The sequence below is a fragment of the Fimbriimonadia bacterium genome (genome assembly GCA_039961735.1).
Taxonomy (GTDB): domain Bacteria; phylum Armatimonadota; class Fimbriimonadia; order Fimbriimonadales; family JABRVX01; genus JABRVX01.
This window is the reverse complement of the sequence record JABRVX010000010.1, coordinates 15,613-35,410: the sequence shown is the minus strand read 5'-3', so window position 1 is coordinate 35,410 and position 19,798 is coordinate 15,613. Positions and strand designations below refer to the sequence as shown.

General features: G+C 62.0%; 19 protein-coding genes. 10 read left to right on the top strand and 9 right to left on the bottom strand.

The window, feature by feature from the left end; all coding sequences use genetic code 11:
- Together HRF45_04485 and HRF45_04480 are read left to right on the top strand one after the other, a co-directional pair.
- A complete protein-coding gene (locus tag HRF45_04485; protein MEP0765783.1) occupies nt 1-753 on the top strand; it encodes a DUF72 domain-containing protein in 753 nt (250 codons plus the stop codon).
- 125 nt (nt 754-878) lie between these two features.
- Complete coding sequence (locus tag HRF45_04480) at nt 879-2,318, top strand: TldD/PmbA family protein (GenBank protein MEP0765782.1); 1,440 nt, start codon at nt 879-881, stop codon at nt 2,316-2,318.
- Nucleotides 2,319-2,443: 125 nt separating this feature from the next.
- Here the strand turns inward: HRF45_04480 and HRF45_04475 are convergent, their stop codons facing one another.
- Nucleotides 2,444-2,860 carry a DUF302 domain-containing protein gene (locus tag HRF45_04475; GenBank protein ID MEP0765781.1) on the bottom strand — a complete coding sequence of 139 codons (417 nt, stop codon included), beginning with the start codon at nt 2,858-2,860 and terminating at the stop codon, nt 2,444-2,446.
- A 111-nt stretch (nt 2,861-2,971) separates the two neighbouring features.
- Here HRF45_04475 and HRF45_04470 point away from each other — a divergent pair, with 111 nt between their 5' ends.
- Nucleotides 2,972-3,628, top strand: coding sequence for a DUF1559 domain-containing protein (locus tag HRF45_04470; protein ID MEP0765780.1), 657 nt, complete (start codon nt 2,972-2,974; stop codon nt 3,626-3,628).
- A gap of 5 nt (nt 3,629-3,633) precedes the next feature.
- Here HRF45_04470 and HRF45_04465 read toward each other — a convergent pair whose 3' ends face one another.
- Nucleotides 3,634-4,755: a cysteine desulfurase gene (locus HRF45_04465; GenBank protein MEP0765779.1), complete on the bottom strand. Its 1,122-nt coding sequence runs from the start codon at nt 4,753-4,755 to the stop codon at nt 3,634-3,636.
- Nucleotides 4,756-5,060: 305 nt separating this feature from the next.
- Here HRF45_04465 and HRF45_04460 point away from each other — a divergent pair, with 305 nt between their 5' ends.
- Genes HRF45_04460 through HRF45_04450 form a run of 3 tightly spaced genes read left to right on the top strand, consistent with a single transcriptional unit; the run spans nt 5,061 to nt 8,511 of the window.
- Nucleotides 5,061-6,053 carry a substrate-binding domain-containing protein gene (locus HRF45_04460; protein ID MEP0765778.1) on the top strand — a complete coding sequence of 331 codons (993 nt, stop codon included), beginning with the start codon at nt 5,061-5,063 and terminating at the stop codon, nt 6,051-6,053.
- Complete coding sequence (locus HRF45_04455) at nt 6,050-7,552, top strand: sugar ABC transporter ATP-binding protein (GenBank protein ID MEP0765777.1); 1,503 nt, start codon at nt 6,050-6,052, stop codon at nt 7,550-7,552. The genes HRF45_04460 and HRF45_04455 overlap by 4 nt, the downstream gene beginning before the upstream one ends.
- Nucleotides 7,549-8,511: an ABC transporter permease gene (locus HRF45_04450; GenBank protein MEP0765776.1), complete on the top strand. Its 963-nt coding sequence runs from the start codon at nt 7,549-7,551 to the stop codon at nt 8,509-8,511. The genes HRF45_04455 and HRF45_04450 overlap by 4 nt, the downstream gene beginning before the upstream one ends.
- A 4-nt stretch (nt 8,512-8,515) precedes the next feature.
- On the opposite strand, the gene uppP is transcribed toward HRF45_04450, so the two are convergent.
- The 4 genes from uppP to HRF45_04430 form a co-directional block, all read right to left on the bottom strand.
- A complete protein-coding gene (uppP, locus tag HRF45_04445; protein ID MEP0765775.1) occupies nt 8,516-9,295 on the bottom strand; it encodes an undecaprenyl-diphosphatase UppP in 780 nt (259 codons plus the stop codon).
- Nucleotides 9,296-9,344: 49 nt separating this feature from the next.
- A complete protein-coding gene (locus HRF45_04440) occupies nt 9,345-10,493 on the bottom strand; it encodes an AI-2E family transporter (protein ID MEP0765774.1) in 1,149 nt (382 codons plus the stop codon).
- Entirely contained in the window at nt 10,484-11,635 is a 1,152-nt protein-coding gene (gene wecB / locus HRF45_04435) for a UDP-N-acetylglucosamine 2-epimerase (non-hydrolyzing) (protein ID MEP0765773.1), read from the bottom strand. Before wecB ends, HRF45_04440 begins: the two co-directional genes overlap by 10 nt.
- A gap of 978 nt (nt 11,636-12,613) precedes the next feature.
- Complete coding sequence (locus HRF45_04430; protein ID MEP0765772.1) at nt 12,614-13,066, bottom strand: hypothetical protein; 453 nt, start codon at nt 13,064-13,066, stop codon at nt 12,614-12,616.
- Between the two features lie 130 nt (nt 13,067-13,196).
- On the opposite strand from HRF45_04430, the gene HRF45_04425 reads away from it, so the two are divergent.
- On the top strand, nt 13,197-13,766 hold the full coding sequence (locus HRF45_04425) for an antibiotic biosynthesis monooxygenase (GenBank protein MEP0765771.1): 570 nt from the start codon (nt 13,197-13,199) through the stop codon (nt 13,764-13,766).
- 157 nt (nt 13,767-13,923) lie between these two features.
- Here HRF45_04425 and HRF45_04420 read toward each other — a convergent pair whose 3' ends face one another.
- On the bottom strand, nt 13,924-14,844 hold the full coding sequence (locus HRF45_04420; GenBank protein MEP0765770.1) for a sugar phosphate isomerase/epimerase: 921 nt from the start codon (nt 14,842-14,844) through the stop codon (nt 13,924-13,926).
- Nucleotides 14,845-14,939: 95 nt separating this feature from the next.
- Here HRF45_04420 and pdxS point away from each other — a divergent pair, with 95 nt between their 5' ends.
- From pdxS to HRF45_04405, 3 genes are all read left to right on the top strand, one after another.
- Nucleotides 14,940-15,842: a pyridoxal 5'-phosphate synthase lyase subunit PdxS gene (pdxS, locus tag HRF45_04415; GenBank protein MEP0765769.1), complete on the top strand. Its 903-nt coding sequence runs from the start codon at nt 14,940-14,942 to the stop codon at nt 15,840-15,842.
- Nucleotides 15,832-16,401 carry a pyridoxal 5'-phosphate synthase glutaminase subunit PdxT gene (gene pdxT / locus HRF45_04410; GenBank protein MEP0765768.1) on the top strand — a complete coding sequence of 190 codons (570 nt, stop codon included), beginning with the start codon at nt 15,832-15,834 and terminating at the stop codon, nt 16,399-16,401. Before pdxS ends, pdxT begins: the two co-directional genes overlap by 11 nt.
- Nucleotides 16,402-16,987: 586 nt before the next feature.
- Nucleotides 16,988-17,149: an aldo/keto reductase gene (locus HRF45_04405; protein ID MEP0765767.1), complete on the top strand. Its 162-nt coding sequence runs from the start codon at nt 16,988-16,990 to the stop codon at nt 17,147-17,149.
- A 222-nt stretch (nt 17,150-17,371) separates the two neighbouring features.
- Here HRF45_04405 and HRF45_04400 read toward each other — a convergent pair whose 3' ends face one another.
- Both HRF45_04400 and HRF45_04395 read right to left on the bottom strand, forming a co-directional pair.
- The gene (locus HRF45_04400; GenBank protein ID MEP0765766.1) at nt 17,372-18,424 is read right to left on the bottom strand and encodes a putative CRISPR-associated protein; all 1,053 of its coding nucleotides are present in this window, start codon (nt 18,422-18,424) and stop codon (nt 17,372-17,374) included.
- Nucleotides 18,425-18,439: 15 nt separating this feature from the next.
- Entirely contained in the window at nt 18,440-19,750 is a 1,311-nt protein-coding gene (locus tag HRF45_04395) for a TIGR02710 family CRISPR-associated protein (protein MEP0765765.1), read from the bottom strand.
- Nucleotides 19,751-19,798: the final 48 nt, after the last annotated feature.

Here is a 19,798-nt window from a genome sequence, read left to right as displayed (position 1 = left end):
ATGGGTCGAGAGGGAGTGCTTTTCGTCGGCACGAGCGGATGGTCGTACGCCCACTGGGCGAAGGGCGTCTTCTACCCGAAGGGACTGAAGCAGGGCGAGTGGCTCGGCTACTTCGCACAGCACTTCCGCACCGCGGAGGTAAACATGTCCTTCTACCGCCTGCCGCCCGAAGCGATGGTGGACCGCTGGCGCGATGCCGTGCCCGAAGGCTTCGTGTTCGCCATGAAGATGTGGCGGCGGGTGACGCACGAGCGAAGACTGAAGGGCGCCGAGAGGGAGATGGCCGACTTCATGCGTTCCGTGTCGCGGCTGGGCCCGAAGCTGGGGCCGATCTTGGTGCAGCTTCCGCCCGGGCTGCCGGTGGACATGGGGCTGCTGGATGACGCGCTGGGTGCGCTGCGCCAAGTCACGGAAGGCGCAGCCCGCATCGCCGTGGAGTTTCGGAACGAAGCGTGGCTCACCTCTGAGGCGCGTGCCCTGCTCGAGAGGCACGGCGCAGCCCTCTGCGTCCAAGACCACGGGCTTTGCACGAATACGCATCCGAACGATGCGGCATTTGTTTACGTGCGGCGGCACGGGCCTTCCGGGCGATATGCGGGCTGCTACAGCGAGGAGCATCTGCAGGAGGATGCTTCTTGCATCCGAGGCTGGCTCGTCGAGGGCCGGGACGTGTACGCGTATTTCAACAACGACATCGAAGGCCACGCGGTGCGCAACGCCCTCCGCCTTCTGGAACTCGCCGAGCAGCCCTGACCGGGCAGCAGCAGGGGTAGAATCCCGGAGCTTCAGGTGCTCGGAAGTCGTGGTTTCGCCGTCCCGGCGATAGCACTGGAACCGGCGAGGACGCCGGAACCACGAAAAGGAAGGGGATCGGATCGATGAAGGAACTCGCGCAGCTCGCACTCGACACCGCCAAGTCGTACGGCGCGGACTATGTGGACGTCCGCGTCAATCGCTATCGCAGGCAGAACATCTACTGCGAGAACGAACGCGTCGGCCGCCTGGTGGATGCCGAAGACATCGGCCTCGGCGTGCGCGTGCTGGCCAACGGTGCATGGGGCTTCGCAGGCACCAGCCGGCTCACCAGGGACGAAGCGATGCGAGTGGCGAAAGAAGCCGTCCTCATTGCCAAAGCGGGCGCGAGCACCCTTCGCAAGCCGGTGGTCCTCACCCCCGAGCCCGCACACTCGCTGCACTTCAAGACGCCCTACCAGATCGACCCCCTCGCCGTCCCGGTCGCCGACAAGATCGGACTGCTCCTCGAGGTGAACGAACGACTGCTCGCGTACCCCGGCATCGCCAAGGCCGAGGGCTTTATGACACTGCGCAAGGAAGAGCGCGTCTACCTGAACTCCGACGGGTCGGACATGTCGTCCGAAGTGGTCACCACGGGCCATTGGTACACGGCCACCGCGGTGGGCAACGGTGACGCGCGCAGCCGCTCCTACTCCCCGCCACAAATGTCCATCGGCTACGAGCACGTGAACCGCGAGGAGATGCTGGCCGAAACCGAGCGCATCGCAACGGAAGCGGTCGAGCACCTCCATGCTCCCGACTGTCCAGAAGGCGTGATGGACCTCATCCTCGATCCACTCAATCTATCGCTGACGATCCACGAGTCGGTAGGACACGCCACCGAGTTGGATCGCGCCTTAGGGTACGAGGAGTCCCTCGCCGGCCGCAGCTTCGCCACCCCCGACAAGCTGCACAACCTGCAGTACGGTTCCGAACATGTCAACCTGTTAGCGGACAACACGCTGCCGCATGGCCTTGCTACTAACGGATTCGACGATGATGGGGTGCCGAACCAGACGTGGCACATCGTTAAGGATGGCTTGTTCAGCGGGTACTCCACTAGCCGCGAGGTGGCATCGGAGGTGGGGCTGGAACGCAGCGTCGGCGGGTGCCGCGCGGATAGTTGGAGCAGCATACCCATCGTTCGCATACCTAACTTAAGTCTGATGCCAGGTAAGAAGCCTCTAACCCTGGACGAGCTGATCTCAGACACCAAAGACGGCATCTATATCGAAGGACGTGGTAGTTTCAGCATTGATCAGATGCGGTGTAACTTCCAGTTCGGAGGCGATGCGTTCTGGCGGATCAAGGACGGCAAGAAGGTGGGGATGCTGAAGAACGTCACCTACCAAAGCAACACGGTAGAGTTCTGGAACTCCTGCGACGCCGTATGCGACGAGCGGTTTTGGGTGCAGAACGGTGTGTTGAACTGCGGCAAGGGCGACCCGATGCAGATCAGCCAGATGTCGCACGGCGCCTCTCCCGCCCGCTTCCGCAACATCCACGTCCGCCCGGCGAGGTAGGGGCTCGCTGTAGGTCCTCGATCCGTCATGCCGGGACCGCCCAACACCCGTCATGCTTCGACAGGCTCAGCATGACAGAAGGTCAGCATGACGGAGCGTGTGACGGTGAGACACCGGACGGCGACTCAAAGCCTATCCAGCACGCGTCCCAGCAGCCTACTCACCTCTGCCGCCACCTCGACCAGAGCGGGGTTGCCCCCCACCGCACCTAGCATCGCGTTCGCGTCCACGGCGGCAACCACCGACCCCTTACCATCCTCGGACTCGTACACGATTACGTTGCACGGCAGCAGCAATCCCAGCTCCAGCTCGTTCTCCAGCGCCCTGTGTGCCAAAGCGGGATTACATGCGCCTAGTATCACATACCGACGGAAGTCTACGCCTAGCTTCTCCTGCAGCTTCTCTCTCACGTCAATCTCGCATAACACCCCGAAGCCCTCGTTAGCCAGCGCTGCACGCGCACGCTCGACCGCTTCCTCATATGGCACCGTGAGGCTCCTGCTGACGCCGTAGCCCGACCTTCTCACCTGCTCCAAACTCATCACCTTTCCCCCATCTCGTACACGATGGTGCATTGTAGCCTAGGCCCATCATTCGGATGCCGGCATGCAATAGCTCCGAATGTAGGATAGAATGGAGGCCGGAGGCACGCCATGCGGAGACCCGGCTTCACGCTGATAGAACTTCTCGTCGTTATCGCCATCATCGCGATTCTCGCGGCGATCTTGTTTCCCGTCTTCGCCCGGGCGCGCGAAAGTGCCAAGCAGACCGAGTGCATGAGCAACCAGAAGCAACTCGGCCTCGGCGTTACGATGTACCTAGAAGACTTCCGTGCATTCCCGCCTCTCCTCGGATACATTACCTACGACGCGGCGAGGTTTCCCAACCAGCCCGGCTGGTTCTGCTCCTATTGGCGTTACGCAAAGTCTAAGGAGATCGCCCGCTGCCACAAGTCCAAGCCACTCAGCTCTGTGCGCGCGGGGCAGTTCACCATAGACTACATACACAATAGCTGGCTATTAGGTTATGGTACCCGCCGCGTCACGATGGCCACCGTTCGCAGCCCAGCAAAGCTAATCGTACTCTACTGCTTCGGCTACAAGATTGACGACATGGACCCCTCCGAGGAGTGGGGTGACAACTCCATGCCCGATGGTGGCAAAGGTAGCATGTGGTGGCCCGGGCCTTCCTACGCGCAGCCTAACGGTATCCACAGCGGCGGTTACAACGCAGTGTTCACCGACGGACACGCGAAGTTCATCGGGTCTTGGAACCCCAGTTCGATGACGCGGGGCTATTGGGTGGAGTGACTGACCTACCGGCGCAGAGCCCTCACGGCTTCTGTCACCTTCTCTGCCGCCAGCTGCGCCTCCTCTATCGTCGTGGTACGTCCGAAGCTGAACCGCACTCCCGTCGCGGCTTGCTGCGGGGAGAACCCCATGGCAAGTAGCACGTGTGAGGCCTCGATGGCTCCACTGCTACACGCAGCACCACTCGACGCTGCTAACCCTACTTGATCCAACCGAATCAGTAAGCTCTCCGCAGATACTCCTTCGATGGTGAGATGGCAGATGCCAGGGTGACGGGGCACCGCGGCCGAAGACACCTGCACGCCGTCCATTCGCTCCAGCACCTCCGTCTCGAAAGCATCACGAACACGGGTTAGGTGTTCGGCAGCATTCAGTGGAAGCGCCATGGCTGCGGCGGCCATTCCGACGATGCCTAGCAGGTTCTCGGTTCCCGCTCGCCGCTCGCGCTCTTGCCCTCCACCTACCAACATCGGTTGCACACGGGTGCCAGGTCGGATACGAAGCGTCCCCACACCCTTCGGCCCGTACGCTTTGTGTGCGGATACGGCGAGCAAGTCGGCTTCCGGCAGCGGCAGCACCCCCCAGGTCTGCACGGCATCGCAGAAGAAGGCGGTCTCTCTCTCAGCACAGATACGTGCTATGTCGGCTACGGGCTGAAGGGTGCCGGTCTCGTTATTCGCATGCATCACAGAAACCACGGCGGTGGGCTCGGCCAGGGCGTCCCGCACATCGTCCGGGTTGACAAGTCCCTGCGAGTCGACGGCCAGCACGTGCACCGACCCTCCGAGTGATCCGGCGAGATCGGCGGCGCGAAGAACGCAATGGTGCTCGGTGGCACCTACGACCACACGGCCACCACGCATCTGCACGGCACGACCGAGCACGGCGAGGTTGGCAGCCTCGGTGCCGCCGGATGTGAAGCAGACCTCGGCGGCCTGGGCATCCAGTGACTGGGCGATAGTGTCTCGAGCATCATCCAGCAGCCGTACAGCCTCGCGCCCTGCCCAGTGCTGGCTGCTGGGGTTGCCGTACGGGCCGTCCAGCGCCCGCGCCATGGCCTCTCTTACCACCGGGTCCAGGGGTGTGGTCGCCGCGTGGTCCAGATAGATACGCCTCACACCCGGCATTCTACACCACCGAATCCCTCCACTTGGACACACCTACACGCGTTACCCTTCCGCGCTCTCTGGGGCCTCGGTGCGCTCGGCGTGAAAGCCCGAAGCTGGCGCTTGTTGCAGCTTGGACGTGGCAGGGTAGCGGCACGACAGCGCTCGAAGTGTCACGCGGAGTCCGCAAAAGGTTCGCGGAGATCGCTGTCCAAAGCCCCTCACCATAACCCTCTCTCCGGAGTGTACACGCAGGAGCAGCACGGGGAGGGACGAAACCAGAGGTGAGACCCAAAGCCCAAGGTGAGCAGATGAGAGCACGAACCATGTTGACTGCGCTTGCCGTCCTCACGACGCTTGCGGGATGCAGCGACAAGCAAGCCACCAAGAACGGCGACGCCACGGACGGCCCCAAGCTGCGCATCGCCGTCGTACCGAAAGGCACCACGCACGACTTTTGGAAGAGCATCCACGCGGGCGCCGTGAAGGCCGAGAAGGAGTTGGGAGACGTCGAGGTGACCTTTACCGGCCCCGAGCGCGAGGACGACCGCCAGCAGCAGGTCTCGCTGGTGGAGAACCTGATCAGCGGCGGATACGATGCCATCGTGCTCGCACCGCTGGACGACAAGGCCCTGCTCGCGCCCGTTCAACAGGCCGGTCGCGCCGGCATCCCCGTGGTCATCATCGACTCGGGGCTTGCGGGCGAGGTGGGGAAGGACTTCGCTAGCTACGTCGCAACCGACAATTACAAGGGCGGTGTGCTCGCAGCCGAAGCGATGACGAAGGCACTGGGCGGCAATGGCAATGTGCTGCTTCTGCGCTACCAAGAAGGATCCGAAAGCACCATCCAGCGCGAAAAGGGCTTCACCGATACCATTGCCAAGTCTCCAGGCATCAAGCTGATAGACCCCAAACGGTACGCGGGGGCGACGCGCGCGACCGCACAGGATGCCGCCGAGAGCTTGCTCGCCACCTACACCGATCTGCAGGGCATCTTCACGCCGAACGAGAGTTCTACCTTCGGCATGTTGCTCGCGCTGCGCTCTCGCGGTTTGGCAGGCAAGGTCCGTTTCGTGGGCTTCGATTCCAGCCCCGGCCTGGTGGAAGCGCTTTCGAAGGGCGAGATCGAAGGCCTCGTGGTGCAAAACCCCGTGCGCATGGGCTATTTGGGCGTGAAGACCGCCTACGACGTGCTGAAGAAGAAGCCCGTCGAGCCGCGCATAGACACTGGCGTCACTCTGGTCACGCCCGAGAACATGTCTCAGCCCGATGTGAAGGAGCTGCTGAACCCCGACCTTTCCGTTCTCGAGGGGAAGTGAACTCGCCGCCCCGCCTGGAGGTGTCCGGCGTTTGCAAGGCGTTCGGGCCCACGGTAGCGCTAGACAACGTAGCCATCACCGTGCTACCCGGCGAGGTGCACGCGCTGATCGGCGAGAACGGTGCGGGCAAGTCCACTCTGCTCAAAGTGCTCTCCGGCGCCGTGCGTCCGGATGCGGGCGCCATCCGCATTGACGGCGAGCCCTTCGCCCCCGCCGACCCCATGGCATCGCGCAGAGCGGGCGTGGCGATGATCTATCAGGAGCTCAACCTCGCGCCACATCTCACGGTCGAGGAGAACATGGCGCTCGGGATCGAATCGCGCGTCTTGGGCATCATCCGCCGATCGGCGCATCGTCGGTCCATCCGCGAGGCACTGACTCGCCTGCGACAGGGGGACATGGACATCCATCGGCAGGTGCTTCGCCTCTCGCCCGCGGAGCGTCAGCTGGTGGAGATCGCACGCGCACTACTGACAGGTTCTCGCATCCTAATCATGGACGAGCCTACCAGCAGCCTCGGGCTAATGGAGATCGAACAACTATTCGAGGTGATCCGCGGTCTGAAGCAGGAGGGTGTCTCTGTCATCTACGTGTCACACTTTTTGGAGGAAGTTAAGCGTGTGGCCGACCGCTTCACCGTGCTCCGCGATGGCAAGGTGGTGGCGACGGGCGTGGTGGCCGACACGAGCGTGGAGCAGATGGTGGAGCACATGATTGGCGGTCGAGTGGAAGAGATGTTCCCGCGTGTGCCGCACGAGGTGGGTGAGCCGGTATTCACCGTGCGTGCGCTCAGCGGCTCGCGGCTACCACTCCAAGCCGACATAACACTGCATCGGGGCGAAATCCTTGGCCTCGCTGGGCTGGTGGGAGCGGGACGAACAGAACTACTGCGTGCCGTCTTCGGGCTAGACCCGATCCGCGATGGCGCTGTTACCGTTCTGGGCATCACTTTGCAGCGCACGACTCCCTGGCGGATGTTGGCGAAAGGGGTCGGGTTGCTCAGCGAAGATCGAAAGACCGAGGGACTGGCACTCGCCCGCACGCTGACCGAAAACCTAACGCTCAGCCATCTGCATGCGTATGCGCGCTACGGATGGGTGAGAGGTGGGATGGAGAAGCGAAGTGCCCTACGCCTACTCGATAGCCTGTCCATACGTGCACGGGGCCCCGATCAGCTCGCAGGTGACCTTTCGGGTGGCAACCAGCAGAAACTGGCACTAGCCAGACTCTTGGAGACCGACTGTGACATCCTGCTTCTCGACGAGCCGACGAGGGGTGTGGACGTTGCGAGCAAGGCGCAGATCTACCGTCTGATCGGAGACCTGGCAGCCCAAGGCAAAGCGGTGCTGATGGTCAGCAGCTACATGCCCGAGCTGTTAGGTATCTGTGACCGCATCGCCGTCATGCACCGGGGGCGGCTCGGTGAGCCTCGCCCAGCGTCCGAGTGGTCGGAGGCGTCGTTGGTGCTCAAAGCGACCGGGGGAGGCGGCACGGCTTGAACACAGACACGGCGCGTCGTGCGATGCGGGCTCTCGCGCCCCTCGCCGTGCTACTCATCGTAGTCGCTGTGTTCTATGCTATCCCTCCGCATCCCGCCGTCAGGCTGCTCGACCTTCGCACCATCCTCGTGCAGACGGTGATCGTGTCCATCGCAGCGATGGGCATGACGTTCGTAATCGTGAGCGCGGGGATCGACCTATCCGTCGGCTCGGCCATCGCGCTGGCAAGCGTCACCGCGGCGCTAGCGATGGATCGCGGGCTGCCTCTATCAGTTACCATCCTAGTCACGCTCTGCGCTGGAGCGCTGTGTGGGTTGTACAATGGCTTGCTGATCACGGTGTTGCGGTTGCCGCCCTTCATCGCCACGCTCGGCACGCTGGGCTTCTTTCGCGGGGTGGCGAAGTGGATATCGAACAGCCGTCCCATCACGGCACCCACCGAGGGATTGGACCAGTGGGTGCAGCCGATACCTTCGCAGTCGTGGTTGGTGTTCGCGCCCGCAGTCTGGCTGATGTTAGGTCTAGCGGTGATCATGGCTCTCGCACTGCGTCACTCGGTGTTAGGGAGGTATGCGTTCGCTATCGGCTCTAACGAAGCGACCGCGCGGCTATGTGGCGTGCGAGTGGAGCGAACGAAGGTGTACATTTATGTGCTGATGGGCTTGATGACCGGCCTCGCCGGGTTGTTCCAGTTCGCGCGACTCACCCAGGGGGATCCGACGGTTGCAGTGGGTTTGGAACTGGACGTGATCGCCGCGGTCGTGATCGGGGGTGCGTCGCTGGCCGGAGGGCAGGGCTCCATCGTCGGCACGTTGGTCGGTGCGTTCCTGATGTCTTACCTACGGAACCGCTGCATCGCGCTCGGCTGGCCGAACTTCGTGCAGGAAATGATCATCGGGCACGTGATCATCATCGCGGTGGCGGCCGACCAATGGCGCCTCCGCCGCATGTTCCGGTAAGGGCCTACCGCACCAGTGCGAAGTAGAGCCACACGGCGACGAGGATGCGGTAAATCGTAAATGCTAGCACCGAGTGCCTTTGTAGGTAGCGAAGCAAGAACGCAATACTCGCCATGCCGAATGCGAGCGACGCCAGGAATCCGGCAACCAACAGCGGAACAGCGCCCTCCACCATCTGCATCTTGCCCACGCCCTTCAGGGTCCAGAGCGCCGCACCGACGATGGCGGGGGCCGAGAGCAGGAAGCTGAACCGCGCGGCATCCTCGCGCCTCAAGCCCAGTGCCAGACCCGTCGTGATGGTCGCGCCCGAACGAGATACACCCGGCATGAGGGCGGTGGCCTGTGCCACACCCATCAGCAGCGCGTCCCACACTCTCACTTGCCCCATGTCACGACGCTTCTTGCCGAGTCGGTCGGCAATCCACATCAGTACGCCGACACCTGCCAGCAGGCTGATGATCACGTCCACGCGTTGCCTGAAAAACTGCTCGATAGGGTCCTCGAACAGCACTCCCGCAAGCGCGGCAGGAACGGTGCCCAAGAGGATGTACCACCCCAGCCTGCGTTCCACCCGTCGCTCCTCGGAGCGGGTGAGCAGGGCCCCGAAGATGCGCAAGAGGTCCTTTCGGAAGAAGATCACCACCGCCAGCATCGTGCCGACGTGAAGCACTACGTCGAAGAGGAGATTTGCGCGCTCGTCACCGAAGCTCCAGCCGAACACGTCGCGCGCGAGAATCAGATGCGCTGAGCTGGAGATAGGCAAGAACTCCGCGACGCCTTGCATCGCGCCCAAGCCGAGCGCGATCAGCAGGGCAATCCAGCCACCAACGATTTCAGACCCCGGCAAAGCCCACCGCCTGAACCCCCTTCGTTCCGGCCCGTCTGCGTGCCTGCGAGGTGAGCCACACGTTCCTGGCTATCGCCGCAACCGGCGGGCCGAAAAACATACCCACGATTCCGAAGAACTCGAACGACACTAACAACACCACGATCACCAGCACAGGGTGCATCGCCATTCTGCTGCCTACGATGGCGGGGTATAGGAACTTGCTCTCCGCCAGGTGCATGGTGGAGAACAACACCGCCACCCACACAGCATCCGTGATGCTACCTTGCGACAGCCCGGCGAGTAGGATGACCGGAATACCGCCGATGATGGAGCCTACTACGGGTATGACCCGCGTCACACCTGCATAGATGCCGGCAATGGTGGCATACGCGTGCGCCCTCGGCAGGCCTATGGCGAAGATTAGATAGGTCACCACTCCTGCGATCAGACACAAGATGAACTGACTGAGGATGTACTGGCGCATCACCAGGTCTGTCTCGCGCGCCACCCGAAGCACCGGCCGGACCGTGTGAGGTGGCAACAACTGCAGCACCTCCCGCTTGAGTGCGCGTCCATCCACGATCACGAAGAAGGCGATGAATGGTACCAGGATCAGCTCGACCAGATAGGTCAGCCAGAGCCACGGGGAACCACCTTGGCTGCGTCGGCCCTGTCCCGCCGCCGCAGCACCCCATCCCTCGAACACATGCCCCAAGCTGGTAGAGATATACTCGCGCACCTGCTCCGGCACGTTCTTATGGTAGAACCGCTGAACCTCCTCCGTCTGATCGGAGAGGATCTTCATGTAGTTACTCCAGTTATGTGTCAGGGTGGTGATCCCTTCGCGGATCGGAAGAGACATCTGCACCGACGCCCCCCATGCGAATGCACCCAGCACCGCGTAGCATAGCAGACAGGCGGTGGCGCGCTTGAAACGCATCCAGGTCTTCGGCACCCCCCACCACTCATGACGGACCAGGAACTCCACGCCGAACCACACGAAGTAACCCAACGTCGCGGAGAGTAGCAGCGTAATGATGATACTGCGTGTGTGCCACAGGAACCACAGCAGCAGCACGATGAGGGCGATGCGCCAGATCGCCCTCCAGACCGGCGCGAACCAGCCCATCCCGTCTAGACGCTCTACTGCCACTCTTCCACCTCGGGCGCGCTCGCGGAGATGCCATAGTGGCGGAACATCGCAGTACGTATCCTCTCCGCTGCTCTGCCATCGCCGTAGGGGTTCACCGACTGCGCCATCTTTCGGTAGGCATCTGTTGAAGTCAGCAGCCGTGCCGCCTCTTCGACGATCCGCTCGGTGTCCGTGCCGATCAGCCGGGCGACACCCGCCTCGACACCCTCCGGTCGCTCCGTAGTATTTCGCAGCACGAGTACTGGCTTACCCAACCCCGGCGCTTCTTCCTGCATGCCACCCGAATCGGTCAGGATCAGATGACTCGCTTTCATCAGCGCAACGAACTCGGGGTAAGCGGGGGGATCGATCAGGCGGACGCGCGGCTCGCTGCCGAGTTCCGCCTGCCATATCGCCCGAACGTCCGGGTTGCTGTGCATCGAAACGATAGCTTCGGTATCGGCGAAGCGCTCGAGGATGATCTTCAGCGCCTGCGCGATGTGCCGAATGCCGTCTCCCCAGTTCTCCCGTCTGTGCGCGGTCACCAACAGTGTGCGCGTGGGCAGTGCTGGCGCCTGCACCCGCTCGGCACAGATGCGCACGGCATCAATCCCCGTGTTGCCCGTGATCCAGATGCGGTCGGGTTGGACACCTTCAGCGAGAAGGTTGCTTTTCGCCAGCTTCGTCGGAGCGAAGTGCAGATCGGTGATTGCTCCCGTCAGGCGGCGGTTGATCTCCTCGGGAAAGGGCTGGTACTTGTCACCGGTTCGCAGGCCGGCCTCTACGTGAGCGAACTCTGCTTTGCCATAGAAGGCAGCGAGGGCAGCCGCGAAGGTCGTACTGGTATCTCCCTGCGCCATGACCAGGTCCGGCCCCACTTGACGGATTGACTTCTCCAGCCCGGTAAGCGCGCGACATAGTAGTTCGGCAAGTGTCTGTCCATGAACCATGATGTCGAGGTCCACATCGGGCTGAATATCGAAGGTATCCAGCACCGGTCTCAACATCTCGCGATGCTGACCACTCGATACGATGCTAAGGCGTACCTGATCGGGGAAGCGACGCAACTCGCGGATAACCGGAGCCATCTTGATAGCATCGGGCCGAGTACCGAATACTGCCATCACTGATAGCCGAGACGTCCGCGGTTGTCTGCTTGCCATGGTGGGTCCTTCCGAATATCCAGAGTGCGGTCGCGCAGAGAACGAGGGCTAGAGCGTACATCACGAGCACCGTCTGGCGGTGAGTCAGGCCCTGTTCGAGCAAACGGTGGTGCAAGTGCCGCTTGTCCGCCACATATATCGGTTGTTTGTGGCGAATGCGTCGAGTCACCACGAAGATTGCATCGAAGAGCGGAAGCCCGAAGATGAGCACCGGCACGCCGACTGTCACCGCGGCGGCCACCTTGAATGCACCGATCACACTGAGTCCTGCGAGAACGAACCCGAGGAACTGGGCACCACCGGTTCCCATGAAGATGCGCGCCGGGTTGAAGTTGTGTCGCAGGAAACCGAGTGAAGCACCGCACACGGCGGCTCCCACGGCGACGATGGGTAGCTGCTGCGGCTGACCGACCAGAGCCATCGCCGACAGCGTAGCAGCCGAGATCGCCGCTATCCCCGCAGCGAGCCCGTCCAGCCCATCGATCGTATCCATCGTCTTCGTCACCACGAACATCCAGACAGCGGTCACGGGCCAAGCCAGCCAACCGAGGGGCAGCCATGGGCTCTCCCCTGGTGCAATGGACCATGGCTTAGTGATCCCAGCGATCTGGACGCCCAGGAACTGCACTCCAATACCGCATGCCAGCAGAAACGCGGCCTGCTTGGATGCGGAGAACTGCAGCTTGTCATCCAGCGCGCCGACGACCAACACGAGAAGCCCTATGACGTAAAGGCCGACGTACTGCAGCCATTCGTCACGCCCGGGCGCCATGCCGAGCACCCAAAAGCCAACGGCGACGGCGATAACCGAAGACACGAAGATGGCAATCCCGCCCCACCTCGGAGTCGGTTCCGTATGCACCCGCCGCGGGTCGTCCGGCATGTCCACCACGTCGAATCGCAGTGCCAGGCGGCGCACTGCCGGCGTAATCAGCAGCGCCGAGAGCATGGCGATGGCGGCAACGAACAGAGCGTGCGTCATTGGGGCATGAGAACGGGCGTCGGGCGACCTTCGACGACGCGGACCAACTCCACGCCGGCCGCTCCGAAGAGTTCCAGGGCGAACGGGTCTGGATAGTCGCCTTCGAACACGACCTTACGTATGCCCGCGTTGATGATCATCTTTGCACAGTTGTTACACGGCTGGCAGGTCACGTACAGCGAGCTGCCTTGGCACGAGACGCCGAAGAGAGCGGCCTGCACGATCGCATTCTGCTCGGCGTGCAGAGTGCGGATGCAATGGCCGTTCTCCATCTTGCAGCCCACTTCCGTGCAGTGCGGCAACCCTTGCGGCGCCCCGTTGTAGCCGGTGGTGAGAATGCGCTTCTCCGCGACGATGACGGCCCCGACCTTGCGTCGCTCGCAGGTCGCACGCGAAGCCACATCGTGCGCGATCCGCATGAAGTACTCGTCCCAGTCGGGCCTTCCCATCGCCCCGGATTATACACGTCCGCAACTGCCCGCCCGGGCATCACGTACGAACTTCTTTCGGGGAAGCCGGAACATATCGCGCCACTCTGCAGGTACAAACGGAGATAGCCCAACGAGGTGCTGAAACCGAATGTCCGTCCTAGTCCTTGCCGAAGTCGAGGTGTACCCAGAATACGTTGACGCCGAGCTGATGCTGTTCGAGCGGCTGCGAACGCTGTACGTTTCCCAGCCGGGTTGTCGGAGCGTACGGCTGCTGAAACACTTCGACGACCCCACCCGCTTTGCGCTCGTGACGGAGTGGGACGCTCTGGAAGCACCGGTGGCAGCCTCCCGTGCGTGGGCCGAGTCGGACCTGATGGCCGAAGCCCTCCAGGTGGTGGTGGGGACGCCGAACCTGCACACCCACCACATCGTCGATCGGCTTGGGAACACGCTCGGCAGCCTCGAACCGGGGACCGTGGTCGTGATGATCGTTGCGATGGCGCAGCCGGGCATGAAAGTGGAGACGATGCAGAGGCTCGAGGGCATCACGGACTCGATGGTGGTGGCCCCTGGCTTCCTCGGGGCGATGACTCTGGATGACGCCGTCATCGAGGAGCGTGTGGCGGTAGTGCACCTGTGGCAGAACTACCGCAGTTGCCGCCAGTACGCGGCCCACTTCGAGTCCTACAAGCACTGCGTGTACGAACTGATCATGTAACGGGGCTCCCGGCGTGTTACTTACGACGCTGCAGGGACTGGTTTCTTGCCTTCGCGGGAATGACAATGTGTTGTGGAAGTGGGCTAGCGCGTCCTATGCCCGCGAAGGCGCGAGCTCGATGTCATTTCCATGCCCTGGCCGCGATCGCCGCAACCCCTCAAGCGTTGTGAATCTCCGACCAAATTCGCCGCAACTCCTCGCCCATCCGACGCATCGTCATAGCGTCCCCGGAGTGCACCTCGATGACCCAGGGTGCCGAAGCGGGAAACGGCGACAGCTCGGCACGAAAGTCTATGTCGCCTTCACCCATCGGCCGATGGTCGGCACCCTGCTTTACGTCGTGCACGTGCACGGCGATGGCACGGTCCGCCCAACGCGCTGCGAAGGACCTCTCGGGAACGACGCCCAAAAACTCCAGTATCTCCGCATGTCCGATGTCGTGCCAGTAGCCGATGACAGCGGGGTCCAGGGCGAGGAACTCGCCGACCTCCTCCAGCGAAGGTATCTCGTGGAAATAGTTTCGACATTCGACACCCAGGCGAACGCCGTGTTCCCGCGCCGTGGGCAACAGCTGGCTGAACGTGTCTAGCGCCCGCTCCACATACGGCCTGGCCATCGCCTGGCGCCGCTCCACCGCCTCTCGGACCATCTCGGGCACGCCCGGTTCGCCGCGGCGTAGGCGCTCCAGCGCTGCGTGCTGCACCTCTTTGCCGTCCTCCACGGGCACTATCCCCCAGTGACCAACCAAGAAGCGTGCTCCGAGCCGAGCTGCGGTCTCGATCGATCGCAGTGTCCACTTCAGCGCCTGCCCACGCACCTCGGCCTCTTCCGCGGAGAAGTGAAAAAGGTCACCCCCACTGCGCGTCCTTTCGATGCCAGGCGGCACGGGGCAGTAGTTGTGCACGCTAACGATCTCGATCTCCCCCGCCCGCACCATGCGCTCGGTTTCTTCCACCATCTCTTCCGAGAAGTGCACGTTCACCTCGAACTGCTCGTACCCGAGCGCTTTTAGCTCCTCGAAAACCTCTCGGGCCGAGCCCCGATGCCGTGCATTGAGAGCAGTGGATATGGCAACCATGCGCTCTATGATACTCGGCCGCCTCTCGCTGTCCCAGACGGGGTTCCAGGCAAGGCCAGGCTGCTCGGTATAATCCCGTCGAGAGGTGAACCGAGATGGCTGCGGCCGATTCCGATAGGCAAAAGTCAACTTGGCGGACCAAGGTCGGGCTCGCCATGATGCTGCGAGGCGGAGTGATCATGGACGTCACCACCGCCGAACAAGCCCGCATCGCCGAAGACGCGGGCGCGGTCGCCGTAATGGCCCTGGAGCGGGTGCCGGCCGACATTCGAGCTCAGGGCGGGGTCGCGCGCATGTCCGACCCCAAGATCATCCGCGAGATTCAGGAAGCGGTCTCCATCCCCGTGATGGCCAAGTGCCGTATTGGGCACTTCGTGGAAGCCGAGATCCTGCAGGCCCTGAAGGTGGACTTCATTGACGAGAGCGAGGTGCTCACCCCTGCCGACGAAGAGCACCACGTAGACAAGCACGCCTTCGACGTGCCTTTCGTCTGCGGCGCACGAAACCTGGGCGAGTTCCTGCGAAGGGCTGCGGAAGGCGCGGCCATGGTGCGCACGAAGGGTGAAGCGGGAACCGGAGACGTGGTGGAAGCCGTGCGCCACATGAACTCCATCATGCGCGACTTCCGCCGCATCCTGAATGCTCCCGATTTCGAGCTGAGCGCCATCGCGAAGGAGCTCCAGGCACCGTACGAGTTCGTCGTGGACGTGAAGCGCGAGGGCAAGCTGCCAGTGCCGAACTTCTCGGCGGGCGGCATCGCCACTCCCGCGGACGCGGCGCTCATGATGAAACTCGGTGCCGAGTCGGTGTTCGTGGGCAGCGGCATCTTCAAGTCCGAGGACCCGCCGCGCAGGGCGAAAGCCATCGTTCAAGCCGTGACTCACTATAACGATCCCGCCAAGCTGGCGGAGATCTCCGAAGGCCTCGGCACGCCGATGTCTGGCATTCAGGCGAGCTCGCTGCGGGAAGAGGAGCTGTTAGCGCCTCGTGGGTGGTAACCCGCCCGTCGGCGTCCTCGCTCTGCAGGGCGACTTCGCCATGCACGTGCAGGCGCTGGAACGCATCGGCGCTCGGACCGTCGAGGTGCGAACGGTTCGCGACCTCGAACGGGCCGAGCGCCTCATCATGCCGGGAGGGGAAAGTACCACGGTCTCGCGCCTGCTGGCCTTCGAGGGACTGGATGTAGCGATCCTGCGACGCGCGGAGAGAGGCATGCGCATTTGGGGCACCTGCATGGGGCTCATCCTGCTGGCCAAGCGTGTTACGAACCGTCCGGTCTCGCCACTCGGCCTACTGGACGTGACCGTCGAGCGGAACGCGTATGGAAGGCAACTGGACAGCTTCGAGGCGAACTTCGAGTTCCGCCCGACAGGCGAGATCATTCGGGGCGTGTTCATCCGAGCACCGGTCATTCGAGAGGCCGGCCCCGGCGTCGAAGTGCTCGCAGTGCACGAGGATACGCCGGTCGCAGTACGCACGAAGACGTTGCTCGGCACCACTTTCCACCCCGAACTCACCTCCGACCCCACCATCCACGCGTACTTTTTGGGGATGTAGGGTCGAGACATCATGGCAGTGATGCCTCCGCCGCTTCCGGAGAGGCATCTACGGTTCCAAGACTCAGCACCAGGATTGACACGACTCTGGGTTCCCGCCTGCGCGGGAACGATACACACGGCGAGAGTGTGTTATCCCCTGTCGTTCCCGCGCAGATGCCCGTTGCAAAAGGGGTGTTTCGGGGTTGAAGGGGATGGTCGTGGGCGTGGCAGCCGAGCGGGCAGGTGGAAGCTCAGATGAAAGGGACTGCGACTCTATCTATAGCCGTTTTTCCATCTCTCCGAGCCACCCGAGAAGTCAAGATAGGAGCCTCTGAGCGAGTTCCGCGACACAAGAGGCCCCTACGAGCACTCACTGGGGCATGGATTCGGTAACTAACCCCGCTACCCATACCCTATCACATAGAAGCCACGAGATGCGCCTGCGCGCGGTAGTCCGCCGATCATGCCGACCCCTCATAGGTGTGACCCTGCGAGCTCTGGTCCATACAGCAGCATGCACAAAAGAGGAAATCAGGTGGAATACATCGCATGGGGCAGAACCGATGTACTGGTGAGCAAGCTGGCCTGGGGTGCACGAACTTCGGATGGGCACCGAGAACTTGGGCAACTATGCTCGTGAGCGCGGAGTGCCACCCGGTCAACTGGCACTGGCATGGTGCGCGTCGCAGCCTAGCATCACTTCGCCTATCATCGGGCCGCGGACGATGGATCTGCTCGAGGATAACCTGTTATCGCTGAGCATCTAGATCGCGGATCATGTCCGGTCCGCAGACTCCGCCTCGTGTGCTGCAAAATCGAAGTGCTGAAGTCGATCGGAACGTGGCGTAGAGAACCTCCTCGCGCCATCGTGCGTGGTGCCCATCATCTTACCCTGGCGCGACTCGCCGGGGCTCGGCAGCCGCAACCTGGGTCTTACGGCTTGTGACACCCACTCCACCGTTGACTGCTAGCGAGGTTCGTTTACCAGACTAACTCTCGAAGATTTCCCCGATGTGACGTGCAGCAAGTTTGAAAAGGTCAGCGGGCATCTCGATCGTTATGACCTTCAGGGGGACGCTGTTGTCACCATGCATCGCTCGAACGAAGACTGCCTTCTTCTCATAGTCGGACCTCACCAAACCCTTCTTTGGTGACGTTGGCACGTTCTCGTGCGGATACTCGTATCGTTCCACGAAGTCGCAATCGTCTAGACTTAGCAACTTGGTGCTATGAGGTTGCCAGTGGTGCATCTCACTCTTGGAAAGTCGATTCTTGTTGCTGGACCCAGCCTGACCCGAGACCTCACCCGCTGCGCCGCGATAGAGTTCCCAGAGGAGCATGCCGGCAGCGTTGAGTTGCATGAGACCATCGGCCTCGTCAACCAAAAAGCGGAGTTGCGGAGTACCCTGCAGCCAGCCTCCGTGATTGATTTCGTCGGCTCTGGTTACATCATCCTGTAACTTGGCAAAGAAGTCCTCGTTGTCACGTACCAGAGACATGTCCAGCTTCACCGGTAGCGCCGGAAGCCACACCAACTCCTTATACAACTCGTGTACGTAGCACACGCGGCAGCCAAGGAGCGTAGCAGCAAGATACATGTATGCTGTCTCCGCCTTGAACCCACCTGTCGCGCAGAAGATGGTTCCTGAGCCGACCTTCTGTGCTTTGCGATGTAGGTCGAACATGAGATGCACCAGAGCGCGCAGTCCTCGATCCGTTACGTCACCAGTCTTGTAGTTAAGGCCGCTGATCTCGTGAGCTTGCGTGCGGAAACCCCGTCCTTCGTAATACTTGGTTAGCACCTCGGCGCACCAGCGCCCCTCGTCAGTGGCCGTGTGCAGAAATGCGATCGCGTCACCTGTCTCGAGTCCTACCTTGTTTAGGGTGTTGGTCTCGGCAGAAGCGGTGACAGGATCGGCACCTCGGAGCCAATGAGTGGCTTCGGCCGAGTTTGGGAGCGAATTATCTCTGTCGCGACCCTCCCACGGTCGGCCTTTGTTGGTGAGCAGCGATGTGCCCACAGTGACGATAAAGGTCTTCATTCTCGAATCCTCACATTAACTCTTGGATAGCGATAGACGAGTCGGGATCTGGGGAGCGCCGATCGGCGGGTCTTGCTTCGTCGCGCCCGCTATCACGCGCTCCATCAGCGATACGAGATCCGCATAGACATGTTGATACTGCTCCTCGGCTATGGGTCGTAAGCCATGGGCCATCGAGCTGTTGTTACGCACATCCAGTGCGTCCAGAATCCGTTCCTTTTTCTCACGCCAGACATCGGCAACGACTTCGTCTCCAAGGTCGGTAAGCAGCTCATACGCCTGCACGAGGCTCACCTGGATCTTCCCATTCGCAGAGCGCCTACCTTCATACTTCGGCTGAAGCTCGGCCGGCAAGCGCTCTATTGGGACGTCGGCGCTGTCAATGCCAAACGCCGTGCGCAAGCGTACCTGCGCTGTTAGCTCGACCGCTCGGTAGAGCCGGGCCACCGCGTCGTCATATCGCTCTGTAGCCGCACGGCGCTCCGCATTGCGTACTAGGTCCTCGGCAAGCTCATATCCGGTGCTCTTCCCGAAGCTCGCATCGTCGGCAGCAGCATCCATACCACGGCGCGCGGAGATAAGCTTCTGCAAGAAGACCCCCAGAGGGCGGATCTGATCGCTCTCCATGTGCGGCTCCAACAGGTACATCGCGCCCTCGTAGTCCAATCGGTCCCACGCCTCGAAGGCCCGACAGAGCGATGCGAGGTCGCGGATCCGGGACTGCAATCCCGGCGAGAGTTGCGTCGAACGTAGCAATCCGTCGAGCTGTGTAACTGCCCCAGTGTAGTCGTACTTCTCCAGCTGGCTAGGAACCCACTGGTTCACGACCCGCGCCACACGAAGGCTAGACGTTCCGACCAAAATCGGCGCCTCGCCGCCGTGCACGCGCTCGATATCCCTGCGCGGGCCAGCTTCGATGTACAGCATGACACCGAGGTCAAACGCGGCCATCGCCAGCGCAACGGACATGGTCTTCGTACCCCCGGTATAGTCCGCAAGCACTTCGCCCCCGGGGTCCTGCGACTGTACCGCTCGGATCGCGTCAGCGATAGCATCGTAACTGTCCTCTAGCGCATCCTCGTGCTCCAGGACCAGTACATCCTTCTCTGCGTCAAAGCGCTCCTCGATGCCTGCCTGCTTGACGATATTGGGTAACCGACGGACCTCGCAGCCCTCACGAACCTCGCAAGGAGTGCCTTCGCCAACCACCTGGTTCCGGCTCTTCTGTGAACAGACGAAGAGAACTCGCGTAGGCCGAAGTTTCTTAATGGCCGTTACGACGGGCTGGAACGATCCACCGACTGTGACGATGAGAGTTTTTGACATGGGTACCTCCTATCTCCGAACCTTGAATGCCGAGTAGGTGCTACGTAC

Coding starts and splice junctions, on each gene's coding strand:
- HRF45_04400 (MEP0765766.1), bottom strand. CDS start 18,424: ATGAAGACCTTTATCGTCACTGTGGGCACATCGCTGCTCACCAACAAA.
- HRF45_04470 (MEP0765780.1), top strand. CDS start 2,972: ATGCGGAGACCCGGCTTCACGCTGATAGAACTTCTCGTCGTTATCGCC.
- HRF45_04430 (MEP0765772.1), bottom strand. CDS start 13,066: ATGGGAAGGCCCGACTGGGACGAGTACTTCATGCGGATCGCGCACGAT.
- HRF45_04425 (MEP0765771.1), top strand. CDS start 13,197: ATGTCCGTCCTAGTCCTTGCCGAAGTCGAGGTGTACCCAGAATACGTT.
- wecB (MEP0765773.1), bottom strand. CDS start 11,635: ATGGCAAGCAGACAACCGCGGACGTCTCGGCTATCAGTGATGGCAGTA.
- pdxS (MEP0765769.1), top strand. CDS start 14,940: ATGGCTGCGGCCGATTCCGATAGGCAAAAGTCAACTTGGCGGACCAAG.
- HRF45_04480 (MEP0765782.1), top strand. CDS start 879: ATGAAGGAACTCGCGCAGCTCGCACTCGACACCGCCAAGTCGTACGGC.
- HRF45_04460 (MEP0765778.1), top strand. CDS start 5,061: ATGTTGACTGCGCTTGCCGTCCTCACGACGCTTGCGGGATGCAGCGAC.
- HRF45_04420 (MEP0765770.1), bottom strand. CDS start 14,844: ATGGTTGCCATATCCACTGCTCTCAATGCACGGCATCGGGGCTCGGCC.
- HRF45_04485 (MEP0765783.1), top strand. CDS start 1: ATGGGTCGAGAGGGAGTGCTTTTCGTCGGCACGAGCGGATGGTCGTAC.
- HRF45_04475 (MEP0765781.1), bottom strand. CDS start 2,860: ATGAGTTTGGAGCAGGTGAGAAGGTCGGGCTACGGCGTCAGCAGGAGC.
- HRF45_04405 (MEP0765767.1), top strand. CDS start 16,988: ATGGGCACCGAGAACTTGGGCAACTATGCTCGTGAGCGCGGAGTGCCA.
- HRF45_04395 (MEP0765765.1), bottom strand. CDS start 19,750: ATGTCAAAAACTCTCATCGTCACAGTCGGTGGATCGTTCCAGCCCGTC.
- HRF45_04465 (MEP0765779.1), bottom strand. CDS start 4,755: ATGCCGGGTGTGAGGCGTATCTATCTGGACCACGCGGCGACCACACCC.
- uppP (MEP0765775.1), bottom strand. CDS start 9,295: ATGCAAGGCGTCGCGGAGTTCTTGCCTATCTCCAGCTCAGCGCATCTG.